Below are 21,156 nucleotides of genomic sequence, written 5' to 3' on the forward strand. Positions count from 1 at the left end.
TCATGCCGGGATAACGGTCAAGGTTTCAGGGTAAAGGGGATTTCGACCCGTTGCAGTTTTGCCCGATCCATCGCCTGTTGGGTCAGCGTCTTGAGCAACGTCAGTTTTTGGGCATTGAGCAGATTCATCTCGATTTCATACGCATCGGTCGTCATGACGCGTCCGGGGGCGATCTCGCTTTCCGGCTTGCCAAGTTCCGCAGCGAGCACCCTGAGTTCTTCTTTCAACTGCGCTTTTTCCTGCACGGAAAGGGACTCGGTCGCCCGTCTCTCCAGCGCCATGTAAAACTCTGTCGTCGCATCGAGCCGACGCCTGATGGCCTTGAACGCAGTGCGATTGGAGCCCTGGATGTAGGACTCCCAGAAGGGCTGTTCGACGATCGAATCGCGCAGCAGATCGCCCTCCTCCAGCGCGAGCACACGGGTGCAGGCGTCATCGATCATCGCCTGGGTGACCCCCGACAGCGCTCTGAATTGCAAGTCCCGCGACTGCCACGGCAAATCCAGCCGGCTGGCGAGATCCGTCATATACGCCAGATGAGTCTCGACTTCGTCGATGCTGCCAGTGGCCTCACCCTGCCCATCGATCCGCATGAAACTCTCGCCGTTCTCCAGTCGCCGGGCAATTTCCCTATGGGCGATCCGGCTCAACTCATCCAGACGGGATTTTCCCCTGGCCAGCAACACCAGTTCGGCTTCGACCAGGCTCGGGTTGGCCAACTCGTAGGCTTCGTGAATCAATACTTCAAGGCCCATGGCATTGAACAGCGCCGCCCCGGCATCGACGCAGTTGACCGGTTCCCGCGCCATACTGAAAATCTGCTTGCGCAGTGCGCTGTTCTTTTCCATGGCCTCCAGCATTCGCCAGAGTTTGGCCGTCAGATCCACCCGGAAGGCCCGATCATTTTTGAAGTGACTGGATCTGGTGAGCAATCTGATGTGATCGAAAAACGGCACTGAACCGATCTCATCCTCCACCTGATTCCATATTGGCTGTCGGTCAACCCACTGCGCTCGCGTCATGCCTTCCTCCCAGTCGAGACTGTCGCGCACGCCACGGGATGGATAAGGTCGATCAGGGTCCAGGCCCACGGAGTGGATGTAGTCTCTGAGCTGATTCAGGTTTTCTTCCGATATCCACTGCGGCTCGCGGCTCAGGATCGTTCTGGCCAGCAACTCGGCTTCCACGGAACCGGGCACCACCTGAGGCACAAAATCAATGACATTGCGCTGCAGACTCAGATAGAAGTGCCTAAACCGGGGCAAGGAAAACAAGCCCCTGGGCCAGGTGTTGATGCCGGTGTCTCCCAGGATCAACGTGTGCAGCACAGGCATGCGACCGATGTCTGGAACCTGGCCCAGAGGATTGCCGCGCAGGTCAATGGATTCGAGACGGATGAGATCGCGCAGCTTGTCCACGGCCTCTGCAGTCAACACAACCCGGTTGTTGGCCAGGTACAGCTCGGTCAGCGATTGCATGCGGCCTACAGCGGTGGGCAGTCGGGTCAGCCCATTGTTGTTCATGTTCAAGGAGCGCAGTCTTGGAAAATGATCGAGAAACCCGGCGTTGGCATCGGTCAATCCGGTATCGGGCAACTTCAGCCGGGTGACATGCTCGAAATTTGCCTCCAGCCTGGGCATGGTTTCCAGGTGCCGCCCCATAGGCATGTTGCTCAGATCAAGGCTCCATCCACTCGGGTTGCCCTGGGCATCGAGATCGCGGGGGCCGCTGCGTTGCCAGCAGCTTCTGATAGCCCGGTAGACATTGTTGCGCGACTGCCATTGTGAAATGCCATCCGCGCTCAGGCTGAACGAGTCGAGCGGCGAATCCAGCCAGCGTCGAAAGCTGCTGTTGAGTTGGTTGAACTCGGCTTCGAGGGCCCTCACCCGCTCCTGGGGCGTGCTCCCGCTGTCGTTATGCTCGAGAAAGGTTTGAATGTCGGTCTCGCTCCAGCCGGGGCGAAGCGAGCGGACCCGCTCTTGCGTGGCCAGTGGCTCGTCGACTCGACGAAGGTGCTGGGTGAACCCTTGCATGCCCCCCCGCAGCTTCATGGTTTCGGGATCGTACTTCGGTTTGCGCAAAGGATTGTCCGCCAGGGTCGTCCTGAACCTGTCGTGACTCAGTGGCGAACGATGAACGGATTGCCCGAGGGTTTCCCATTGATTGATCTGATAACCCAGCGCGTCGCGCTCTGCATCGGGCAAGGCATGCAGGACAGCGGCGAAAAGATTATCGGGGACATGAAGCTCATGGTCGTGTTCGTCGCGCGCTTCATACAAGCCATCTTCGTTCTTGATCAACACCTTGCGGATGGACGCGTCAGCCGAGCCGATACTGCCCTCAAGCGTGCCTGTCATTGTTCCGTTGCGCACTTCGATACGCACATCTTCAGACCAGCCCGGCAGCGACTCCAGCGTTCGCAGGAGCAGTCGTTCAGTGTCCGGGGTGTGCAGCTCATCGAGAAAAATGCCCTCATAGGCACGGTTCAGCCGTACCTCCAGCAACGCCGCCCGGGCCTGCTGCTTGAGACGCAATGGAACGCGCTTGCGCTCGGCCATCACCGACAGCTCCTCTGGCGAGGCGCCCGCCAGCAGTTCCCTGGCGACACTGCTCGGCAGCTCCGGGAACGCGTCCTGAAGCCAGACCGCGTTAGGCTCGGTGTCGACCTGTGCGTGCTTGTAGAACGACTCGAAGAGGCGCTTCTTCTGCGCCTCTGCATAAATGGCCAGGCGTTCCTGCAAGGCGTCGATTCTTACTTGCCTGTCTTCGCCGATGTTGCGACCGAGTATCTGCTTGATCTCCTCCTCGCTGAACGCGTCCAGCACGCGATCAGATAACTTGCCGGCCGTCAGTTCAGCAAGGGTCACCTTCACCCGGTGTGCAGGCTCAGCGCCCCGGTTGCCGTGCACAATGGAATCACCCCACAACTCCGGCCCGCGGAAAAGCTCGATCGCTTTGTCCTCGGGCCATTGCGGCAACTCTGTCAACAAGGGTGGCAGGTGCTCCGCCCATTGTGGCGCAACCTGATTGAGCCGTATCTGATCCACCAATGTGTTCACATCGGCAACAGCCTTGAAGCGCTTGAGGGTGTCGGCCAACAATGCCGGTGGCGGCTCTGTTTTCACCTGCAGCTTGCGCAGTACATCTTCCTGGACACCGCTGGCGATACGGATCTGTTCCAGCGTCTCATCGGAAAATGCATCGACAGAAGGGCCGAGGCGCCGCATCAGTTCGGTCTTGTTCCACTCGATCGGGCGGTCGAGCTCGGTGTGCCAGGCACCGGCGCCGTTATGCTCCACCCTTGGCTGATAGGCCGTCGGCCGGTTCGGATGCCTGAGTCGCGGTTGACCTGTCTGTGGATCTTCCTTTACCTCCAGATGCTTGCCGTCCAGCGCCAGGATGTCCCGGTCGTTATGTCGATGCAGTCCCCGTTCGTTGGGTTCCGAGTCTTTGGGCAAAGACACTTTGTGATCGTAGGGACTCAGGTCTGGATTCCACAGGCGCGTCTTGCCATCGGGCAGCTCGACCTTTTTCAGTTGGTCGATAAAAGGTGACGCCTTGACTGCCACAAGCTTGCCGCCTGGTAATACATGCCCGGCGCTCATGAGTGCCAACTGGGCGAAATTGATCAGTACCCCGGTGAGATGAGATGAGGCCTCTTCCTTATCGCCCTTGTTCCAGTCTTCGATGCCCTCCAGGGTCTCAAGCATCATTTGGCCCACCATCACCGCCAGCACGGCCTCCCCTAATCCCGGAACCAGCATGGCGCCGAAGTTGAACACGTTCCAGCCGATGTCCAGGTAGCTGGTCAGGCGCTTCCAGCGAGCGGTGGCGTCTTCATCGCCAGTCGGCACGGCAATCTGCCGAGCATCGGCAATCGCCTTGTCTCTGCGCCAGAGACAGAATTGCGCCCAGAAATCACCCTCGATAAAGTTGGTGATGGGTTGCGCATCAGGATTCTCGACCGCGGTCTCGCGCCACCACGGGCCCATGTCCAGAGGTTCGCGCTGAATCCAGGTGAAGGTCGTAAAGCGCTCATTGACCCGTGCGAAGAAGCGCCCCTTCTCCTTGTGAGGCACGAACCGGCTGAAGAATTCCTGGTAATGCGCAGAACGCAGCTGGCCCGTCAGTTCCTTCATGAAATCGGTGAAAGAGGCGTATTGCTTGAGCGGATGATCCGGGTCGCCGGGGATGTAGGCGATCAGTGTGCCGTCCAGGCGACTTTGTTCATGGATATCGTTTTGGCGAACCATTTCCTCCGCCACCGCGGTCGGGCCATTGGCAAAAAAGGCCTGGAGAGTCTTGAACTGGTCAAATTCCTGCCCTGGCAAAACCGCCAGGCGACGAGACCACTCCAGCAGGCGTTGCAAATGCTCGGGCACCAGTTCGTCGATGGCTTTTTTTATTTTCGAGGGCTCGGCTACCGCACTGAACAGCACGATGCCCGTCAGCCTCGTGCCTAACAACGAGAGGCGGTGACAGTGCAATGGCCGGCCGCGGTAGTGGATGCCTTTCTGGCCATCGCGCACGCTTTTCAGCTTTCCGAAGGTATAGGGCTCTATATCGTTTTTCAGTATCGCAATAGCCATGGACTCACTGAAGGCAGCCTTCTCATGGGCCATGAACTGCTGCTCAAGTAACTCTCGGCCAGCATTGACAGCAGGATTCAACAGAGACTTGATGTGTCGTTGATACTGCGTCCCGATATCGAGTTTGCGACACAAGGTTGTGAACTTTTCGATGCTGCATTCGTGACGCTGGAGTTCCCCCTCAGCGTCTCTGATGAAGATGCCTGAGCCTTCGCGAAAGGCGCCTTCAAGGGTTTCAGACAACTCGAAGTTATGCAAGGCAGCGTCCAGCAATGACGATTGCCTGAGCCGGCTGGCTTGGGTATCGATGCCAAAGCCAAGCGGGGCGGGGACATAGAGGCGTAATGACGCCGTGCTGACATCCAGTTCGAAGTTCAACTCGTCGCTGATGGCTTCAACCAGCAACGGCTTGGCAAACTCACGGATGTCGGTTTGCAGATTACCGACCGCGTCAGAGACAGCATCCTGTAAACGACAGCGCTCCTGTATCAGTTGTTGCAAGTATTGACGAGCAATATCCGGCGCCTTGATGTACCAATCGGGTAAACCGGTAGTGAGTTGCGTTATGGATGCCAGCCTTGAGACCGGGGCAGTCTTTATCAGGACTGGAACTTTCTCGGTAAAATAATCCGAATGAACGTTATCGTATAAACGCACGACTTCCGGCGAATTTTCCGACGTGGAGTCTTCTTGCAGTACAGTCATTTTCGCAAATCCCTATGCGATGAGTAGTACTCCAGCTTATTCAACAGCCACTAAAACAAAAGATTAAAATCCTGCTGAAACACCCCCGAAAAGACACAGGACAAGATTGATTTTAAGAACCGGAAATATAGATAAATACCACCTGGACGACCCCAGGCATGATCCGCCCCCCAGCGGTAGTTTTTGCCCGGCGCTAAAGAGGCTAAGATCCCCCTACATTCCAAGCAGGAAACCGGTCATGCGCCTCCCCGACTTCATCAGGCAACACGTGGACCGTATCGTTGATGAATGGGAACAGTTCGCTAGAACGATCATGCCGGCGGCCGAAAACATGGACCGTGAAGCCTTGCGCGACCATGCCAAGGCGATTCTGCTGGCCGCCGCGCGCGACATGGCCACCGCGCAAACCGCCAGCGAACAGCTGGCCAAGGCCAAGGGTGAAGGCCCCGAGAAAACCCCGAGCCTGGACGAAGCCGGCGCCAGCCATGGCGAGCTGCGGCATACCGTGGGTTTCGATCTGGTGCAGATGACCAGCGAATTCCGTCACCTGCGTGCCTGTGTGATTCGCTTGTGGGTCGACAGCCTGGAATCACCGGACCTGACCTATTTCCAGGACATGATTCGCTTCAACGAAGCCATTGATGAAGCACTCGCAGAATCCACCGCGGCCTACGCCGAACAGGTGAATCACTCGCGGGATATCTTCCTGGCGATACTCGGCCACGACCTGCGCGCGCCGTTGCAAGCGATGAGCATGTCCACTGAATTGCTGATGCGTAAAACAACCCTGGAAGGCGATGCGCTGGCTTGCGCGAACAACATCAAGCGCAGTGCCCGTCACATGGCGGTGATGGTCAGCGATTTACTGGAGCTGGTGCGCAGTCGCCTGGGCAAGAGCCTGCCGATCGAACCCAAGCCCATGGACCTTGCCGATGCCGCACATGCAGCGATTGCCGAAGCCTGCGCCGGCAACCCTGAATGCGATCCAACGGTCAGGGTAGAGGGCGATACTCGAGGTGTGTGGGATGCCGGGAGGTTGGGTCAATTGCTGCAAAACCTGATCGGCAATGCGTTGCAGCACGGTTTGAACAAACGCGATGTGAGGGTCACGCTCAACGGCGAGCCCGACACGGTTCGCATAACGGTCCATAACTACGGAACGCCGATTCCCGCCAACGCGATCGGCACCATCTTCGATCCATTGGTGCGCAGCGCCGATGAAGAGCTTGGCCAGCCCTCCACCAGTCTTGGCCTGGGATTGTTCATCGTCAAGGAAGTGGTGGAAGCGCACCACGGAACGATTGAGGTCAGTTCCAACGAGGTCGATGGCACTTTGTTTACGGTGGTGTTGCCCAGGACCGTCTGACGTCGAAAGATCGCGTTATGGTTCTTCGCGAGCAGGCTCGCTCCCACATTGGTCTGGTGGCGTTCGTACTATTACGACCCAGCACAATCCCTTGTGGGAGCGAGCCTGTTCACTATCAGATCTGATAGTTCACAACGCTGGGCCCCTACGTCAGACTCGGGAGGTCGATCATGGTTGATCCTCTCAACAAGGAAGCCCCTGTCATGCGCTCACCTGCCAACATACATGTCACTCAGGCACGCACCGTGCTGCTGGCGACCGACAATAAAAATTCAGTCCTTGTCGAAAGCGCGGTGGGCAAGGCGAATTCCATCGCTTATAGCGCCTACGGTCAGCAATCAGCACGGCAGGAGGTTGCGACGGGCTTGGGGTTCAACGGCCAAATGCGCGAGGCACAGATTGGCTGGTATTTGCTGGGCAACGGCTATCGCGCTTACAACCCGGTGTTGATGCGCTTTCATAGCCCGGACAGTTGGAGCCCGTTTGGCGGAGGCGGCTTGAATGCGTATATGTATTGCGTGGGGGATCCGGTGAATGCTTCTGATCCGACGGGGCATATAGGTTTTAAACAATGGATTAGAAATTTTTTCTCGCGCAACACCGTAACTAGAACATCCAGTACCTCGAGCCTAGATCCGCTCATCCCTTCCACCTCACCTGCAGCAACAAGGCGCACGGAGCCCCTCCCTTCGATACCCAAACAGATGGTTCTACCCAACGCTGGAGCTCCACTGGACCCAATTACTGGTGAACACATCAACGGACATTTGCCTGTTGGGCGACGAAACTGGACTCCACCGTCTGCCACCGCCGCGCCTGCGGAGATGAAGACTTTCAGGGAATTGTCTCAACAACAGAGCTCAGCTGGAAGAAGCTCGACGCTAGCCTCGGCAAGCGCATCACCTCCTGGCCCACCTGTAAATAGATCCAACAAGCCGACCAACCCGGCTAGGCGGAATATTCCCAGTCATGTTCAAGGTCGGAATGCCAATTTGAATCCAGCCACACGCCCTTTACCCCTTACCCCCGATGACATTCACCAAGGCTTGAGTATAGATTCAATGGGTGAGGTACGGGTGAACTTGCAAGTGTTCACCCAAGCTCGAAGAAGAAAAAATTAAGGCAACAAACAATAACAGCGCGTGGGGCAGCTATCGGAATCCCTTGGGTTGCTCGCACTTCAAATCTTGTCATTCCACCACCAACCGCCCCAACCGCTGCCTCAACATCCGATTCTCCGCCCTTAGCTGCTGGACCTCTTCAAGCAGGTCCAGCGCCAGCGCCACCCCTTCCCATTCCAGCTCCAGGTCGCGCCGCAACTTGGCGGCGCGTTTGGCCAGGGTCAGTTCGTAATCGGTGAAGCGCCAATCCTTGGGCTGTCCGCCCTGAGGTTCGAGGATGCCGTGCTCGACGATTTCGATCACGTAGACGTCCGACAGGTCGGTCGCCTCACAGAATTCTGCCATGTCCAGTTGAACGATCAGGGGGCTGCTCATGATGGGCTACTCCGTCGCTGGGTTCAGAAGTTTTCTCGCGGGTTGAAAGCGGCTTTCTTTGCCAGTTCCTGCCACAGTGCCTTGACGTCATCGTCCGCGGCCTTGGGCATTACGGCCTTGAACTGGATGAACAGGTAACCGCGTTCGCCGGCCTTGTTCATCAGGCCATGGCCCTTGGCGCGCATGCGTTGGCCGTTCTGGCTGCCCGCCGGGACCTTGAGGTTGATCTTGCCGGTCAGGGTCGGCACCGCGACTTCGGTGCCCAGCGCCAGCTCCCACGGTGCCAAGGGCAAGGTGATGATCAGGTTCTCGCCTTCGACGTCGAATTTCGGGTGTGGCGCAAAGCGAATGGTCAGGTACAGGTCGCCATTGGCACCGCCACCGACACCCGGAGCGCCCTGGCCCTTGAGGCGAATGCGCTCACCATCGGTCACCCCCGCCGGGATCTTCACGTTCAGGCTTTTGCTGGTGTTGCTCACATGCTGGCCGGCAGCGTTGTACTGCGGCACCTGGAAGGTGACCTTCTTCGACTCGGTCGACAGGGTTTCTTCGAGGAATACACCCAGTTCCATTTCCACGTCCTGCCCTCGACGTCCGGTGCTGCGACGTGATTCTGCCCCGCCGAAGCCAGGGCCACGATTACCAAAGATCGAGCTGAAGAAATCGGAAAAGTCACCGGTGTCCTGGCCACCGCCGCCAAAACCGCCGCGGCTCTGCCAGCCCGGTGGTCCCTGGAAGGGTTGGCCATGCTGGCCATAGCGGCGCAATTCGTCGTATTCGGCGCGTTTGTCAGCGCTTTTCAGCGCCTCATAGGCTTCAGAGGCGTCCTTGAACTTGGCTTCGGCGTCCTTTTCCTTGCTGACATCGGGGTGGTATTTGCGCGCCAGCTTGCGATAGGCAGCCTTGATCGCCTTGTCGTCTGCGGTCGGCTCCACACCGAGAATCTTGTAATAGTCTTTGAAGTCCATCGCGGGAATCACCATCCGTTATCGAAATCGCGCCAGTTGCCTCATCATGCACTTGTCAGCAGAACAAGGTTAGACCGATCTCAAGGTTGTGACCGGGCGGCGCGTAAGAAGTTTATCGGCAGCGGGCGGTGCGACTTTCGGTTGCTCCGCGGCTACCAGCTTGATGCAGGGTAGTTTGGGGGTCTTGAGCCATCTTTCAAGACGTGGGTTTGCGAGAATTAGCAGATAGTCGGCCTTCGAATCTGTCGCGCACTGACATACACTGCGCGGCCGTTTTTTAACCGGAACCCCCAAGACATGAACAACGCATCTCCAGCCCGTGCCGTGGGCATCGACTTTGGCACGTCAAACTCCACCGTCGGTTGGCTGCGCCCCGGCATGGAAACGCTGATCGCGCTGGAGGACGACAAGATCACCCTGCCTTCGGTGGTCTTCTTCAACATCGAAGAACGCCGCCCGGTGTACGGCCGGCTGGCGCTGCACGAGTACCTGGAAGGGTATGAAGGCCGGTTGATGCGTTCGCTCAAGAGCCTGCTGGGCTCCAAGCTGATCAAGCACGACACCAGCGTGCTTGGCACGGCCATGCCATTCAAGGACCTGCTCGGCCTGTTCATCGGCCAGCTCAAGAGCCGTGCCGAAGCCGCCGCCGGTCGGGAATTCGAAGAAGTGGTGCTGGGCCGCCCGGTGTTCTTTGTCGACGATGATCCGATGGCCGACAAAGAGGCCGAGGACACCCTGGTGGACGTCGCGCGCAAGATCGGTTTCAAGGAAGTCTCCTTCCAGTACGAACCGATTGCCGCCGCGTTCGACTACGAGTCGACCATCGAGAAGGAAGAGCTGGTACTGATCGTCGACATCGGTGGTGGTACTTCCGACTTTTCGCTGGTGCGCCTGTCGCCACAGCGTCGGGGGCTCGACAATCGCCAGGATGACATCCTTGCCACCGGCGGCGTGCACATCGGCGGGACCGATTTCGACAAGCAACTGAGCCTGCAGGGCCTGATGCCGCTGTTCGGCTACGGCAGCCGGATGAAGAGCGGTGCCTACATGCCGACGAGCCATCACATGAACCTGGCGACCTGGCACACCATCAACTCGGTGTATTCGCAGAAGTCCCAACTGGCCCTGGGCAGCATGCGCTACGACATCGAAGACACCGGTGGCATCGACCGCCTGTTCAAGCTGATCGAACAGCGCGCCGGGCACTGGCTGGCCATGGAAGTCGAAGAGACCAAGATTCAGCTGACCCACGCCGACCACCGCCATGTTCCGCTGGATCGCATCGAAGCCGGCTTGAGCGTTGAGCTGAGCCGTGCCCTGTTCGAATCGGCCATCGACAACCTGCTCGAGCGCGTACGCAATAGCGTCACCCAGCTGCTGACCCAGGCCGATGTGCGGGTCGATCAGGTGGACACGGTGTTTTTCACCGGTGGCTCGAGTGGCATTCCGGCTCTGCGCAACAGCGTTTCGGCGATGTTGCCGAATGCACGGCATGTGGAAGGGAATATCTTTGGCAGCATCGGCAGCGGGTTGGCGATTGAAGCGGCGAAGCGTTACGGTTCGATGGGCTGATCCGAAATCTTTGGTACGCCCTTCGCTAGCAAGCCCGCTCCCACATTCGACCGAGTTCCTCCAGACGGAATACGATTGAAATGTGGGAGCGGGCTTGCTCGCGAAGAGGCCAGCTCAGGCAATACATCTTTCGGATCAAACCATCCCCACCTGCTTCAACTCGCTCTTCAGGTACGCGTAATAAATCGGCCCTGCCACCACCCCCGGCAGGCCGAACGCGGCCTCGAACACCAGCATCGCCAAGAGCAACTCCCACGACTTGGCACTGATCTGCCCACCGACGATCCGCGCGTTGAGAAAGTACTCGAGCTTGTGGATGACAATCAGGTAGCCCAATGCGGCCAGCGCCACCCAGATCGACAGCGACAGACCGACGATCGTGATCAGGGTGTTCGAAATCAGGTTGCCAATCACCGGCAACAGACCGAGCAGGAAGGTCAGCACGATCAAGGTCTTGGTCAGGGGCAGCTTGATGCCGAACATTGGCAGCACCACCGCCAGGAATATCCCGGTAAAGAAGGTGTTGAGCAGGGAAATCTTGATCTGGGCGAACACGATGTTGCGAAACGCCTGCACCAGCAAATGCAGACGGTCGAACAGCGCTGCCGCCAGCGGTTTGCGTTTGGTCAGGTCCGGTATGCGTTGCAGGGCAATGATCGCCCCCAGCACCATGCCGATCAGCAGCGTCACAAACATGTGCGCCGCATCCTTGCCCACCAGTTGCAAGTCGCTGAGGTGCTTGCTCATCCACTCGCCGATCGCCACGCGGAACTCGGCGGCACTGGCGGGCAGATAGGCATCGATGAACGGCGGCAATTGCCCGCGCGCACGATCGACCACCCCCATGAACTTGTCGAGCGACGCACCGGGGTTTTCCGCTTCATGCAGCAGAAAGCTGATGGCACCGGCAAAGATCAGCGTCAACGCGCTGACCACCAAAGTGCCCAACAACGCCACCGCCAACCACCGCGCGCGCCGGCCTTCGATCAGCCGCTGCAATTGCGGGGTAAGCATGTTGACCAGTTCGAAAACCAGCAACCCGGCCAGCAGGCTGGGCAACAACCGTAGCGGGATCACCAGCAGCAGTCCGCCAAAAATGATGACCCAGCTTATGACCAGCAACACATGACGTTGAGAAAACGTTGGCATACAGCCTCAAAACGAACGGCGTAAAAGGATTGGCAGTCTGCCAGCGATCCGATGGCAGCACTAGGGAATGTGTGGCTCGACCCTGGTCGGAGGGCGATCGTTTTTTTGCGCTGCTCGCGAAGATGAATTCACAGCCCGGCCCAATGCTTATTTTTTCTTCAGGCAATCACTCATGAACGCCTTGCGCTCATCGCCCTTGAGGTCTTTGGTCGTGGCGTCGGCATTGCATGTTTTCATTTTCTCCTGCTGCGGCGTCAAGGCCGGTACGGCTTCAGTGGCCGGCGGTGCCGCCTTGAGGCAATTGCTCATAAAGAGTTTGCGCTCATCGCCCTTGAGGCCTTTGGCCGTGGCATCGGCGTTGCAGGTGGTCATCTTGTTCTGTTGGTCAGTGGTGGCAAAGCCTTGGGAACACAGGAGTAAACCCATCATCAGCAAAGTGGCACGCAACATTTTCATGGAGTTCTCTCATTGTTACCGCATCGAGGGGAACGGCCTTGATCTGGAGTGTAGACAACACTTGATACACCTTCATCTTGTCTCCAGGTGGCTGCGCCGATACTGCTCCGGCGTACACCCGGCCTGGCGCTGGAACATGGCAATGAACGCCGAGCCGGTGCTGTAACCCATGTCAAAGGCGACGTCCTGAATGCTGCGATGGCTGTCCAGCGCCTCGATCGCCGTCAGGAAGCGCAGGCGTTGGCGCCATTCACCGAAACTCATGCCCAACTCACGGACAAACTGCCGCGCCAAGGTGCGTTCGCTGACATGAATCTGCGCGGCCCAGTCTGCCAGCGGCCGGTTATCCCCGGGCTCGGCCTGCAGGGCCTCAAGGATTTCAAGCAGTCGGTGACTGCTGGCATAGGGCAGGTAACACTCATGCACTGGCGCTTGCTGCAGTTGATCCACCAATACCTGGGCCAGGCGCTGGTCCGCCGCCTGTTCGGGGATCTTCACGTCCCGGGCGGCAAAGTCCTTGAGGATCGCCTTGAGGATGTCGTTGATGGCCAGCGTGCAGGCCTCGTGTGGCAGTTCACGGCAAAGCGTGGGCGCCAGGCAGACCGCGCGATAATTGATCGGCTGGTTGCTGTAGAAGCTGTGCTCGGTCTCAGGGGGCACCTATACCGCGTATTGCGGTGGCGACATGAAACGGCTGCCACCGATTTCCATGTGCAATACGCCATGGGCCGAATACTCCAGCGTGCCCCACGGGTGCCGATGCGCCGAGGCAAAGCGATGCGCATCGAAATCGGCGTAGCGGAAGTACACCGGGGCGGGTAGTTCGCTGAAATCCAACAGGTCGATGTGTTTACTGGTCATGCTGTCCGGAATCGACGGTTGGTTGTCTGGATCGAAGTATAGGCCTGTAACCGGACAAGGGATAATTACCCCTTATCAACGTTCTGGTTTTTCCCATGCAATACGCTTATCCCCTGCTGGCCATTTTCATCTGGGCCGGCAACACCGTGATCACCAAAATGTCCGCCGGGGCGATCTACCCCGCCGAGATCGGTTTTTACCGCTGGCTGCTGGCCGGCTTGTTATTCACACCCTTCATGCTCAAACCGGTGATGGCCCACTGGCCGTCGATTCGCCCGAACCTGGGTAAGATCTTCGTCCTCGGCGTACTCGGCATGGCGGTTTACCAGAGCCTGGCGTACTTCGCCGCGAGCCTGACCTCCGCCACCAACATGGGCATCATCCTGTCCTTGATGCCATTGATGTCGCTGGCCATGGCGATCATCAGCCTCGGCCAACGCCTGACCATCGGCGCCCTGGCCGGTGCGGTGCTGTCGTTTGCCGGGGTATTGGTAGTCGTCTCGTCAGGCAGCCTGGGCGCGCTACTGGAGCACGGGGTGAACCTGGGTGACGCGATGATGTTGATCGCCACCCTGGCCTATGCGATCTACAGCACCTTGCTGAAAAAATGGCAACTGCGCTTGCCGCCATTGGTGTTGTTGTACCTGCAGGTGCTGGTAGCGGTGGTGGTGTTGTTCCCGTTGTTTCTCGCCTCAGCGAAAACCGGGCTGACTGTGCAGAATATTCCGTTGGTGCTTTACGCCTGCCTGCTGGCCTCGATGGTCGCACCGCTGGCGTGGATGCAGGCCGTGGTGCGTCTGGGGCCGAGCCGGACCACGCTGTTCTTCAATCTGCTGCCGTTGATCACCGCGCTGATTGCGGCGGTGGTGCTGCACGAGCAGTTGGCGATGTACCACCTGGTGGGCGGCCTGTTGACGTTGGGCGGGGTGATTCTTTCCGAGCGCTGGACCACCGTGTTGGGCGCAAGGTCAGCGTTACCTGAGCAAAAATCCTAAAGGCCTGCAGCCTTGAGCCGAGCCGCATGCTCGACAAACAAGCGGATCGGCTCCGCCCCTTTCCCCACCAGCCCCAACGACTGATTGACGATGTCGAAATGGTCCAGCGGATACTCATCGCCAATCACTGTCCCGAGGTGCGAACTGTACCGCCCCACCATGCCGTCGCAATGCCCGGCCTCGCGAACGAAGGTTTTGGCAAACAATCGGCAACTGCGATTGGTGCCATCGAACAGGTTGCGCCCGCGATCGGTCTTGCCCGGCTGCAAGGTCCCGGACCAGGAGTAATAACGCACGCCGTTAACCTGTTCCGGCCCTGGCCCGCCCCAGGTTTCCGGCAGCCCCTGTGGATAACGCTGATTGAACAGGGTCACGCCTGCGGTGGTGAGTGAGTGATGGGAGGCATGGATGTCGACCGGCAACTTCGGTCCGCGATAGCCGGTCTCCAGCAGGCTCATCAGCGCCGCGATGCACCGTAACAAAAAGGTCACCAGCCGGCCCATCGCACTGTCATGCGGATAGTGCCGGTGCAGATAATCGGCGAGTTCCGAACCATGATTAGGCCCCGCCACCGAGGTCACCGAAGCGACCAGATCCGGGCGTTTGGCCGCCGCATAGCGAGCAGTCAGCGAGCCCTGGCTGTGGCCGATCAGGTTGACCTTCTCGGCGCCGCTCTCGCGCAGGATCTCTTCGATCCGCGCCAGCAGTTGCTCGCCGCGCACTTCACTGGAGTTGAGCGGCGAGACCTGCACTGCAAACACCACCGCACCACCACGGCGCAATGCCTCGGCGATCCCGTACCAGTACGGATAGAGCACCAAACGGATAAACCCGAGCATTCCCGGGACCAGCACTAGCGGGTAACGCGTTGCCGAACCTTGCGACATGGGCGAAACATCCTTGTGATCGGTGGGTGACGGCTGGCGGATGCAAGACATCCGCCAAGCTTCGCCAGCGAACATGACAAATCGACGACCAGTCTAGGCCATCCACCCTACTTCAGCCCCACCACACCCGCCACGATCAGCCCGACCGACAACAGCTTGACCGCGGTCAGGCTCTCACCGAGCAAGGCAAAGCCGAGGAACACCGTGCCCAGGGAACCGATGGCGGTCCAGATCGGGTAGGCGATGCTCACCGGCAACTCACGCATGGCCAGGGTCAGGAAGTAAATCCCGCCCACCGCGGCCACGATGGTCATCAGCGAGGGCCAGAGCCGGGTAAAGCCCTCGGCGTACTTCATGCCCATGGCGAAGGTAACTTCGAACCCGGCGGCGATCAGCAAAAACAGCCAGGCCATCTAGAACTCCCTGGCCAGTGCCAGCAAGCGCTGCTCTGCTTCGGCGGCCGAGACTTCGAATGTGCGCGCCTCGGACTCTTCGCCTTCAGCGGCGACTACGGTGACATCGGTGATGCCGATGAATCCCAGCGCCGTGCGTAGCAGCGTATCGGCATGGTTCAACGCCTCCAACTCACCGCCCGGACCGAAGCCGAAGCCGCCGCGACTGGTGACGATCAAGGCCTTTTTGCCCTGCACCAGCGGCTCGTACTGCGCGATACCGTTATCCAGGGTGTGATTGAAGGTCAGCCCAAGCCGCACGATCTGGTCGATCCAGGCTTTCAAGCCGCTTGGCACGCTGAAGTTGTGCATCGGTGTGGAAATCACCAATACGTCATGGCCGAGCAACTCGCCCACCAACGTATCGCTGAACGCCAGATCTGCCTGCATCGACAGCGGACGCGCATCGGGTTCGGGGTAAAACGCGGCGGCCACGAAGGCTTCGTTGACCGGCGGGATCAACGCCCGGCCGACTTCGCGGCGAGTCAGTTTCGATTGCGGGTGAAGGGCCTGCCAGGCCGACAGAAACACTTCCGCCAAACGTCGGGAGTGCGACCGATCACCCCGTGGACTGGCATGAATCGCAAGAACTGTGTTCATCTGAATCTCCTTGGGACTAAACTCAAACGGCTGGTGGCTTGCAGCTTGGAGCTCATAGCCGCCCTGCTACAACTGAACAAAAATCAGTCAGGATGAATTCATTTCATCCATGGAGATGTCATGTTTGCCTCCTTGCCATTGACCGCCCTGCGCGCTTTCGAATCCGCCTCGCGCCTGCTGAGCTTCAAGGCCGCCGCCGAAGAACTTTCAGTGACCCCGACTGCGGTGTCACACCAGATCCGCTCCCTCGAGAGCTGGCTGGGTGTGGCCCTGTTCGAACGCTTGCCGCGCCAGGTGCGCCTGACCGAGGGTGGCGAACGGCTGTTCCATAGCCTGCACGGTGCCTTGCTGGAAGTGGCACAGAGCGTCGACACCCTGCGCCCGCACCGCAGCCGCACGAACCTGACAATCTCCACCACCGCCGCCTTCGCCGCCCTCTGGCTGGTGCCGCGCCTGGGTCGTTTCTATGCTCGACACCCAAACATCAGTGTCCGCCTGGACACCCATTGCGAGGTCATCGACTTGCATCAGGACGCCAGTGTCGACCTGGTGGTGCGCTACAGCCTCGATGATTATCCGAACCTGTATGGCCTATGCCTGTTCGACGAGTCTTTCGGCGTTTACGGCTCGCCGGAACAAGTGGCCTTGGCTGCCCGTCACAGGCCTACCTTGATTAGTGTGCACTGGCACAATTCCAAGCTTTACGCCCATGGCTGGGAAGCCTGGTGTGCACAGTCTGGTGAGGCTTGGCTAGAGGGTCAGCCCACCGTGCGCGAATACGATGAAGAGCATTACGCCCTGCAAGCGGCCATTGCCGGACAGGGTTTGGTGCTGGCCAGCAATATCTTGGTTTCAGAAAGCGTGGCCAGTGGATTATTAATGGCGTATCGGGGCGAACTCCAGGTCGATGGCGCCGGTTACAGCGCACTGTGCGTACCGGGGCGTGAGCGACATCCTCCGGTTCGGGCGTTTTTTACATGGTTGCAAGAGGAAGCAAAATCATCGGGGCTAATGCCTGGATCGCAGCCTCAAGCTGCGATCACAGGCACGAAGGAATTATCGCACTTGGACAACGCTATTAGCGGTGATATCAAGCACTAATGAAGCCGTGTCATCGGGAAGACTGCAAAGAATTTTCTCCCGCATTCGACTTTTTTCATAGGCATACTTATCGAGTACAAATTGCGAGATCCCAATATCAATCTCACCCACAACAAGCTCACTTTTAAATTCCTGATGAAAAAAATCACTTTCGACCTTTTGCTCAGTGTTAAAGCAGACAAACACCGAATATATAACCGGCCCCTGCCCTACCAAATTCACATTGAGAACGACGTTCGAAACCGCTGAAGCTTTTCCCTCAACCTTGCACACCATCGCATGCTCTTCAGTTGTTGAAGCGATCGCCTCCGCGGCAACATCACTTTGAATGCTATTCATAAGACGTTCAAATTGTTCCACCTGAGGAAAACCCGCAACCGAGGCCAATCTCTTATGAATAAGGGAATTCAAAACAACGGACACTCCCTCACCCAGTTCGACACGACTATATTTATGACCTCCAGTCTTCCACTTCGATTTCGACAACGCTTCAGTATAACTTTCATACCACTTTCGCGAACCGGAGAACTTTACAACCTTTGAACTCGCATATAATTGAGAGAACAAGATAGAATCAACCACATCTTTTTTCAAAACTTCAAAAAGATCGATTGAAACAGAGGTAAAATTACCAGCAACTAATAAAACATCATCCTTGACCATACTACTCTCCTTGCTGCACCCCCGCGTCGAGAAGCCCAGCAAGCATCCCGATGACGAATGAATCACTTCAGTTTGACGCCCTTGAAAAAATCGTCCGAATTTTGATCAAGAAGTTCCATGATTTGACTGCGCCGACGATCATGCTGTCCCATATTCAGTTCCATCACAGACGCCACTCGCTTCATTCTCAAATTGGAAAACTTCCACTTCCAAAACCAAGCCCCTCCTTGTGACGTCGACAGTTCACAATCCACCGATACAAAAGTGGCAATTGCTGTACCCCCAGGAGTTTGTAGGCACGGTATGATCCTGAAATCTGCGTCTTTACCCTTTTTGCTATTCTTGTCAAATACAGTTACAAGTTGCTCATCTGACTGAATCCTGTTAAAGCCGCTGTTCAACATTTGGACAAGTGCTGGACCATTCCTGCCCGCAGTCGCCTTAACAATATCAAGAACGATGGAATCCATTGTGACTTGCGCTTGCTTACTCACATCCTCTTTGTATTTGTTATTTGTCAGCGTCCAACCACAATGCTTCAATGCTTCAGCGTATTTTAAGTGCCACTCAATGGCCGCCTTGATTTTATCCGAATAGGTATCTGCATAACGCTCGGCAAAATGAATACTGTCCGCCGCTGCCTGTTTTTTGTCTTCGTCGAGATTATCTGTAAATCCGATCGCCGTCGGAACATTCTCACCCAACAGAAGATCCGATTTAGCCACCGCCTGATTATTCAAATCGGCAAAGGACCTGATGACTTTTGCCTTGGCAACCAATGGCTCAAGTTGCGCACTGGCGAAAAACACACGACTCTCTTCGATGCTCGGAACTAAAATAGTCATATAAAATCCAAATCCATGTGGAGAATTTATGACAGCCAACTGGCTGACAATGACAACTTATCAGCCTAATCCTTTCTTACCAAATCCCATACGTGACACATTATTACCCTGAACTCCAAGCCACGAAGCATTGTTTGCTTGACCACCCGTTATATCAATACAGCCACACAGGGAACTGATTTATATGGGAGAGTAATCTTCATTTCTTTTAGTTTTTAACGGTCTTCGGCGCCTTCCCCGCCTTCATCTGCTCCAGCAACGGCGCACACTGATTGGGTTCTCCGCCGCTCGGCGCCACCAGCGCCAACAGCCCTGCCGCCGGTGCGGCGATCACACCCAGTGCAACCATCCCGGCCCCACGCAACATCAAGGGAACAGCTTTAACACCGGCGTCGGGCTTGATGAACTTGCCGCGCACATACAGCGGCGATCGCAGCGAGATCAGCCGCCAGCCTTTGGATTCCGGCGTGATGGTCAGGTCCAACTGCTCAGTCGCCATGTTCGCCGTGCCATCGATATAGATGATCGCGTTCTCGGTATCGAAGACGAACAACCGCGTAGTGGCCAGACCGCTCTTGATGTCGAAATCGGCAGCGGCACAGTTGATCTTCACTTCCTTGTCGCCAAAGATCTTGCCGACTACGTAGTTGCCGACGTTCAACCCGGCCAGTTCCATCAACTCGCGGCTGATGGCACCGTCGTTGATGAGCATTTTCAGATTGCCGTTGGCACCGCCCAGCAGCTTGGCCACCGAGTTGCCGCGCCCGGTAATGTCGGCATCGCCATTGAGCTCGCCGAAGCTGGTTTTCATCGGTTCGAAGGTCGGGAACAACTGCTTGAGCTTGAAGCCCCGGGCCGTCAGTTTTGCCCGGCCTTCCAAGGGTTCCGTGTGCCCGTTCAGGCGAATCTGCGCATCCAGCTTGCCACCGGCTACGCCGAATCGCAGCGGCTCGAGACTGAGTACGCCATCGGTAAGCACCAGATGCGTGTAAAGATCGTTGAACGGCAACTTTTCGCTATGGACGATGCGCTTGCCGGTAAATTCCACATCCGCGTCCATGTCGCGCCAGCGATCCGTCTTGAACTCCTCGACCGGCAATACCTTGTCCGGTGGCTGCTTGCTTTCGCCGCCGCGGGCTTTCTGATTGGCGTTGGAGTCAGCGCCGATCAACGGGGCCAGGTCGGCAAACAACAATTGATTGGATAACAGCGAACCGCTGAGTTTGGGGCGTGGCTGGCCCGCGACGTAGGCCAGGCTGCCATGGATGTCACTCGAGCCGATCGTGCCGTTGAACCCTTCATATCTAAAAACCGCCCCGCCTGGCTCATGCAACTTGGCGATCAGATGGCCGTCGGTGGCATAGGGCGGCGTATCCGGCAGGGTCACACCGGTCAGGGGATAGAGGTTGCCCAGGCTGGTACCGGCCAGTTTCAGGCGTAAATCCAGCGCGCCCAGATTCATCGGATCGGTCAGCGTGCCGGCCAGTTCGACGCTGGTGTCGCCGATCTTCGCTTGCGCCTGCAGCGGAAATGGCCGCCCCGCGTCCTGCAACGCCAGCAGGCCGCCGATTTTGCCTTGGCCCGTGAGTTTCTGGCCGTGGTATTGGCCTTTGACCTTCAGGGCAAACGCGTAGTCCTGGGGTGCGCCGCCCTGCTCGGACGCCGTTTTCGCGGCTTTGTCGCCGACGATTTCGCTGAAGGGAATCGGCTTGCCCAAAGGGTCGATCAGTAGATCCAGCTGAGTCTTCAGGCTCTGGTCGTCGAGAGTGACATGTCCCTTGTCGAATCCGATCGCGCCGATATCCACCACCCAGGGCGAGGGCTCGGCGTTCGGGTCTTTCGGGTCGAACTTGAACGTCCAGTTGGCACGCCCGTCGGCCAGGCGTTGCAACTCGGCATTGGGTTCGGTGAGGTCGATGCGCGGGATCACCACACGCTGCGCCAACAAGGCCAGCGGCGAAATACGCAACTCTACGCGCTTGAGGCTGGCCATGCGCGGCGCCTTCGACCAGTCCGGGTTGCCCAGGCTCAGATCTTCTGCCACCACGTGCGGCCAGGGCACCCAGGCACGCCAGCCGCCCTCCTCGGGCTCGCGCTGCCAGACCACTGCCAGATTGCCATTGATGGCAAACGGGCGATGCAGTTCCTCGGACACCTTGGCATTGAGGGGTGGTTTGATCCGGTTCCAGTCGAAGAACACGATGATCAGCACCAGCACGGCCAACAACACAACGAAGGTGGTCAGGGTCCAGGCGAGAATCCTACGGGTGCGCATCATTGCACAGAGCTCCTGATACGGCTGAGCGTCACGATCACGATGCTCAGGAGAAACGCAGGGCCAGAACCGGCCCGTCATGGAATCTACGACTGGTAAATAGCCCGCAGGTTTAATCGAAAAGCCGATTTTGCCGCAATTGACCGCTTAAGCGTGACGCTCTCTTCCCGGCCGCG

At 57.8% G+C, this 21,156-nt stretch carries 16 protein-coding genes and 1 pseudogene; 5 read left to right on the forward strand and 12 right to left on the reverse strand.

Annotated elements, in window-relative coordinates; translation table 11 throughout:
* Positions 1-17: 17 nt before the first annotated feature.
* On the reverse strand, positions 18-5,294 hold the full coding sequence (locus BKX96_RS20810; RefSeq protein ID WP_077185374.1) for an NEL-type E3 ubiquitin ligase domain-containing protein: 5,277 nt from the start codon (positions 5,292-5,294) through the stop codon (positions 18-20).
* 238 nt (positions 5,295-5,532) lie between these two features.
* On the opposite strand from BKX96_RS20810, the gene BKX96_RS20815 reads away from it, so the two are divergent.
* Together BKX96_RS20815 and BKX96_RS20820 are read left to right on the forward strand one after the other, a co-directional pair.
* The gene (locus tag BKX96_RS20815) at positions 5,533-6,660 is read left to right on the forward strand and encodes a sensor histidine kinase (RefSeq protein ID WP_077185375.1); all 1,128 of its coding nucleotides are present in this window, start codon (positions 5,533-5,535) and stop codon (positions 6,658-6,660) included.
* 170 nt (positions 6,661-6,830) lie between these two features.
* Positions 6,831-7,781: an RHS repeat-associated core domain-containing protein gene (locus BKX96_RS20820; protein ID WP_077185376.1), complete on the forward strand. Its 951-nt coding sequence runs from the start codon at positions 6,831-6,833 to the stop codon at positions 7,779-7,781.
* A 69-nt stretch (positions 7,782-7,850) separates the two neighbouring features.
* On the opposite strand, the gene BKX96_RS20825 is transcribed toward BKX96_RS20820, so the two are convergent.
* Together BKX96_RS20825 and BKX96_RS20830 are read right to left on the reverse strand one after the other, a co-directional pair.
* A complete protein-coding gene (locus BKX96_RS20825) occupies positions 7,851-8,156 on the reverse strand; it encodes a chaperone modulator CbpM (RefSeq protein ID WP_046819730.1) in 306 nt (101 codons plus the stop codon).
* A gap of 23 nt (positions 8,157-8,179) precedes the next feature.
* Positions 8,180-9,124 (reverse strand): DnaJ C-terminal domain-containing protein, encoded by a 945-nt coding sequence (locus BKX96_RS20830; protein WP_046819951.1) that lies wholly within the window; start codon positions 9,122-9,124, stop codon positions 8,180-8,182.
* Between the two features lie 297 nt (positions 9,125-9,421).
* On the opposite strand from BKX96_RS20830, the gene BKX96_RS20835 reads away from it, so the two are divergent.
* On the forward strand, positions 9,422-10,696 hold the full coding sequence (locus BKX96_RS20835) for an Hsp70 family protein (protein WP_077185377.1): 1,275 nt from the start codon (positions 9,422-9,424) through the stop codon (positions 10,694-10,696).
* A gap of 135 nt (positions 10,697-10,831) precedes the next feature.
* On the opposite strand, the gene BKX96_RS20840 is transcribed toward BKX96_RS20835, so the two are convergent.
* The 3 genes and pseudogenes from BKX96_RS20840 to BKX96_RS20850 all read right to left on the reverse strand — a co-directional run bounded on the left by BKX96_RS20840 (position 10,832) and on the right by BKX96_RS20850 (position 13,162).
* On the reverse strand, positions 10,832-11,845 hold the full coding sequence (locus BKX96_RS20840) for an AI-2E family transporter (protein WP_046819732.1): 1,014 nt from the start codon (positions 11,843-11,845) through the stop codon (positions 10,832-10,834).
* A 147-nt stretch (positions 11,846-11,992) separates the two neighbouring features.
* Positions 11,993-12,301: a PsiF family protein gene (locus BKX96_RS20845; RefSeq protein ID WP_046819733.1), complete on the reverse strand. Its 309-nt coding sequence runs from the start codon at positions 12,299-12,301 to the stop codon at positions 11,993-11,995.
* 72 nt (positions 12,302-12,373) lie between these two features.
* Positions 12,374-13,162 (reverse strand): annotated as a pseudogene (locus BKX96_RS20850) (AraC family transcriptional regulator).
* A 95-nt stretch (positions 13,163-13,257) separates the two neighbouring features.
* Between BKX96_RS20850 and BKX96_RS20855 the strand changes: the two are divergent.
* Entirely contained in the window at positions 13,258-14,157 is a 900-nt protein-coding gene (locus BKX96_RS20855; RefSeq protein WP_077185378.1) for a DMT family transporter, read from the forward strand.
* Here BKX96_RS20855 and BKX96_RS20860 read toward each other — a convergent pair.
* From BKX96_RS20860 to BKX96_RS20870, 3 genes are all read right to left on the reverse strand, one after another.
* Positions 14,154-15,044 (reverse strand): esterase/lipase family protein, encoded by an 891-nt coding sequence (locus BKX96_RS20860; protein ID WP_077185379.1) that lies wholly within the window; start codon positions 15,042-15,044, stop codon positions 14,154-14,156. The genes BKX96_RS20855 and BKX96_RS20860 overlap by 4 nt on opposite strands.
* A gap of 107 nt (positions 15,045-15,151) precedes the next feature.
* Complete coding sequence (locus BKX96_RS20865; protein WP_046819737.1) at positions 15,152-15,457, reverse strand: DMT family transporter; 306 nt, start codon at positions 15,455-15,457, stop codon at positions 15,152-15,154.
* Positions 15,458-16,096, reverse strand: a complete 639-nt coding sequence (locus tag BKX96_RS20870) for an FMN-dependent NADH-azoreductase (RefSeq protein ID WP_077185380.1) — start codon at positions 16,094-16,096, stop codon at positions 15,458-15,460. It lies immediately after the preceding gene.
* Positions 16,097-16,216: 120 nt separating this feature from the next.
* Here BKX96_RS20870 and BKX96_RS20875 point away from each other — a divergent pair, with 120 nt between their 5' ends.
* A complete protein-coding gene (locus tag BKX96_RS20875) occupies positions 16,217-17,197 on the forward strand; it encodes a LysR substrate-binding domain-containing protein (protein ID WP_046819739.1) in 981 nt (326 codons plus the stop codon).
* Here the strand turns inward: BKX96_RS20875 and BKX96_RS32465 are convergent.
* The 3 genes from BKX96_RS32465 to BKX96_RS20885 form a co-directional block, all read right to left on the reverse strand.
* A complete protein-coding gene (locus tag BKX96_RS32465) occupies positions 17,153-17,860 on the reverse strand; it encodes a hypothetical protein (protein WP_143512454.1) in 708 nt (235 codons plus the stop codon). The two genes, BKX96_RS20875 and BKX96_RS32465, sit on opposite strands and share 45 nt — an antisense overlap.
* A gap of 62 nt (positions 17,861-17,922) precedes the next feature.
* The gene (locus BKX96_RS20880; protein WP_046819741.1) at positions 17,923-18,705 is read right to left on the reverse strand and encodes a hypothetical protein; all 783 of its coding nucleotides are present in this window, start codon (positions 18,703-18,705) and stop codon (positions 17,923-17,925) included.
* A gap of 208 nt (positions 18,706-18,913) precedes the next feature.
* A complete protein-coding gene (locus BKX96_RS20885) occupies positions 18,914-20,983 on the reverse strand; it encodes an AsmA family protein (protein ID WP_077185381.1) in 2,070 nt (689 codons plus the stop codon).
* Positions 20,984-21,156: the final 173 nt, after the last annotated feature.

The sequence above is a fragment of the Pseudomonas putida genome, from assembly GCF_001976065.1.
Taxonomy (GTDB): Bacteria; Pseudomonadota; Gammaproteobacteria; order Pseudomonadales; family Pseudomonadaceae; genus Aquipseudomonas; species Aquipseudomonas serbica.

Bases quoted from the DNA above. Each gene is read 5' to 3' on its own strand.
- BKX96_RS20875 (WP_046819739.1), top strand. From the start codon at position 16,217: ATGTTTGCCTCCTTGCCATTGACCGCCCTGCGCGCTTTCGAATCCGCC.
- BKX96_RS20855 (WP_077185378.1), top strand. From the start codon at position 13,258: ATGCAATACGCTTATCCCCTGCTGGCCATTTTCATCTGGGCCGGCAAC.
- BKX96_RS20840 (WP_046819732.1), bottom strand. From the start codon at position 11,845: ATGCCAACGTTTTCTCAACGTCATGTGTTGCTGGTCATAAGCTGGGTC.
- BKX96_RS20865 (WP_046819737.1), bottom strand. From the start codon at position 15,457: ATGGCCTGGCTGTTTTTGCTGATCGCCGCCGGGTTCGAAGTTACCTTC.
- BKX96_RS20815 (WP_077185375.1), top strand. From the start codon at position 5,533: ATGCGCCTCCCCGACTTCATCAGGCAACACGTGGACCGTATCGTTGAT.
- BKX96_RS20860 (WP_077185379.1), bottom strand. From the start codon at position 15,044: ATGTCGCAAGGTTCGGCAACGCGTTACCCGCTAGTGCTGGTCCCGGGA.
- BKX96_RS20825 (WP_046819730.1), bottom strand. From the start codon at position 8,156: ATGAGCAGCCCCCTGATCGTTCAACTGGACATGGCAGAATTCTGTGAG.
- BKX96_RS20880 (WP_046819741.1), bottom strand. From the start codon at position 18,705: ATGACTATTTTAGTTCCGAGCATCGAAGAGAGTCGTGTGTTTTTCGCC.
- BKX96_RS20820 (WP_077185376.1), top strand. From the start codon at position 6,831: ATGGTTGATCCTCTCAACAAGGAAGCCCCTGTCATGCGCTCACCTGCC.
- BKX96_RS20830 (WP_046819951.1), bottom strand. From the start codon at position 9,124: ATGGACTTCAAAGACTATTACAAGATTCTCGGTGTGGAGCCGACCGCA.
- BKX96_RS20845 (WP_046819733.1), bottom strand. From the start codon at position 12,301: ATGAAAATGTTGCGTGCCACTTTGCTGATGATGGGTTTACTCCTGTGT.
- BKX96_RS20870 (WP_077185380.1), bottom strand. From the start codon at position 16,096: ATGAACACAGTTCTTGCGATTCATGCCAGTCCACGGGGTGATCGGTCG.
- BKX96_RS20810 (WP_077185374.1), bottom strand. From the start codon at position 5,294: ATGACTGTACTGCAAGAAGACTCCACGTCGGAAAATTCGCCGGAAGTC.
- BKX96_RS20885 (WP_077185381.1), bottom strand. From the start codon at position 20,983: ATGATGCGCACCCGTAGGATTCTCGCCTGGACCCTGACCACCTTCGTT.
- BKX96_RS32465 (WP_143512454.1), bottom strand. From the start codon at position 17,860: ATGGTCAAGGATGATGTTTTATTAGTTGCTGGTAATTTTACCTCTGTT.
- BKX96_RS20835 (WP_077185377.1), top strand. From the start codon at position 9,422: ATGAACAACGCATCTCCAGCCCGTGCCGTGGGCATCGACTTTGGCACG.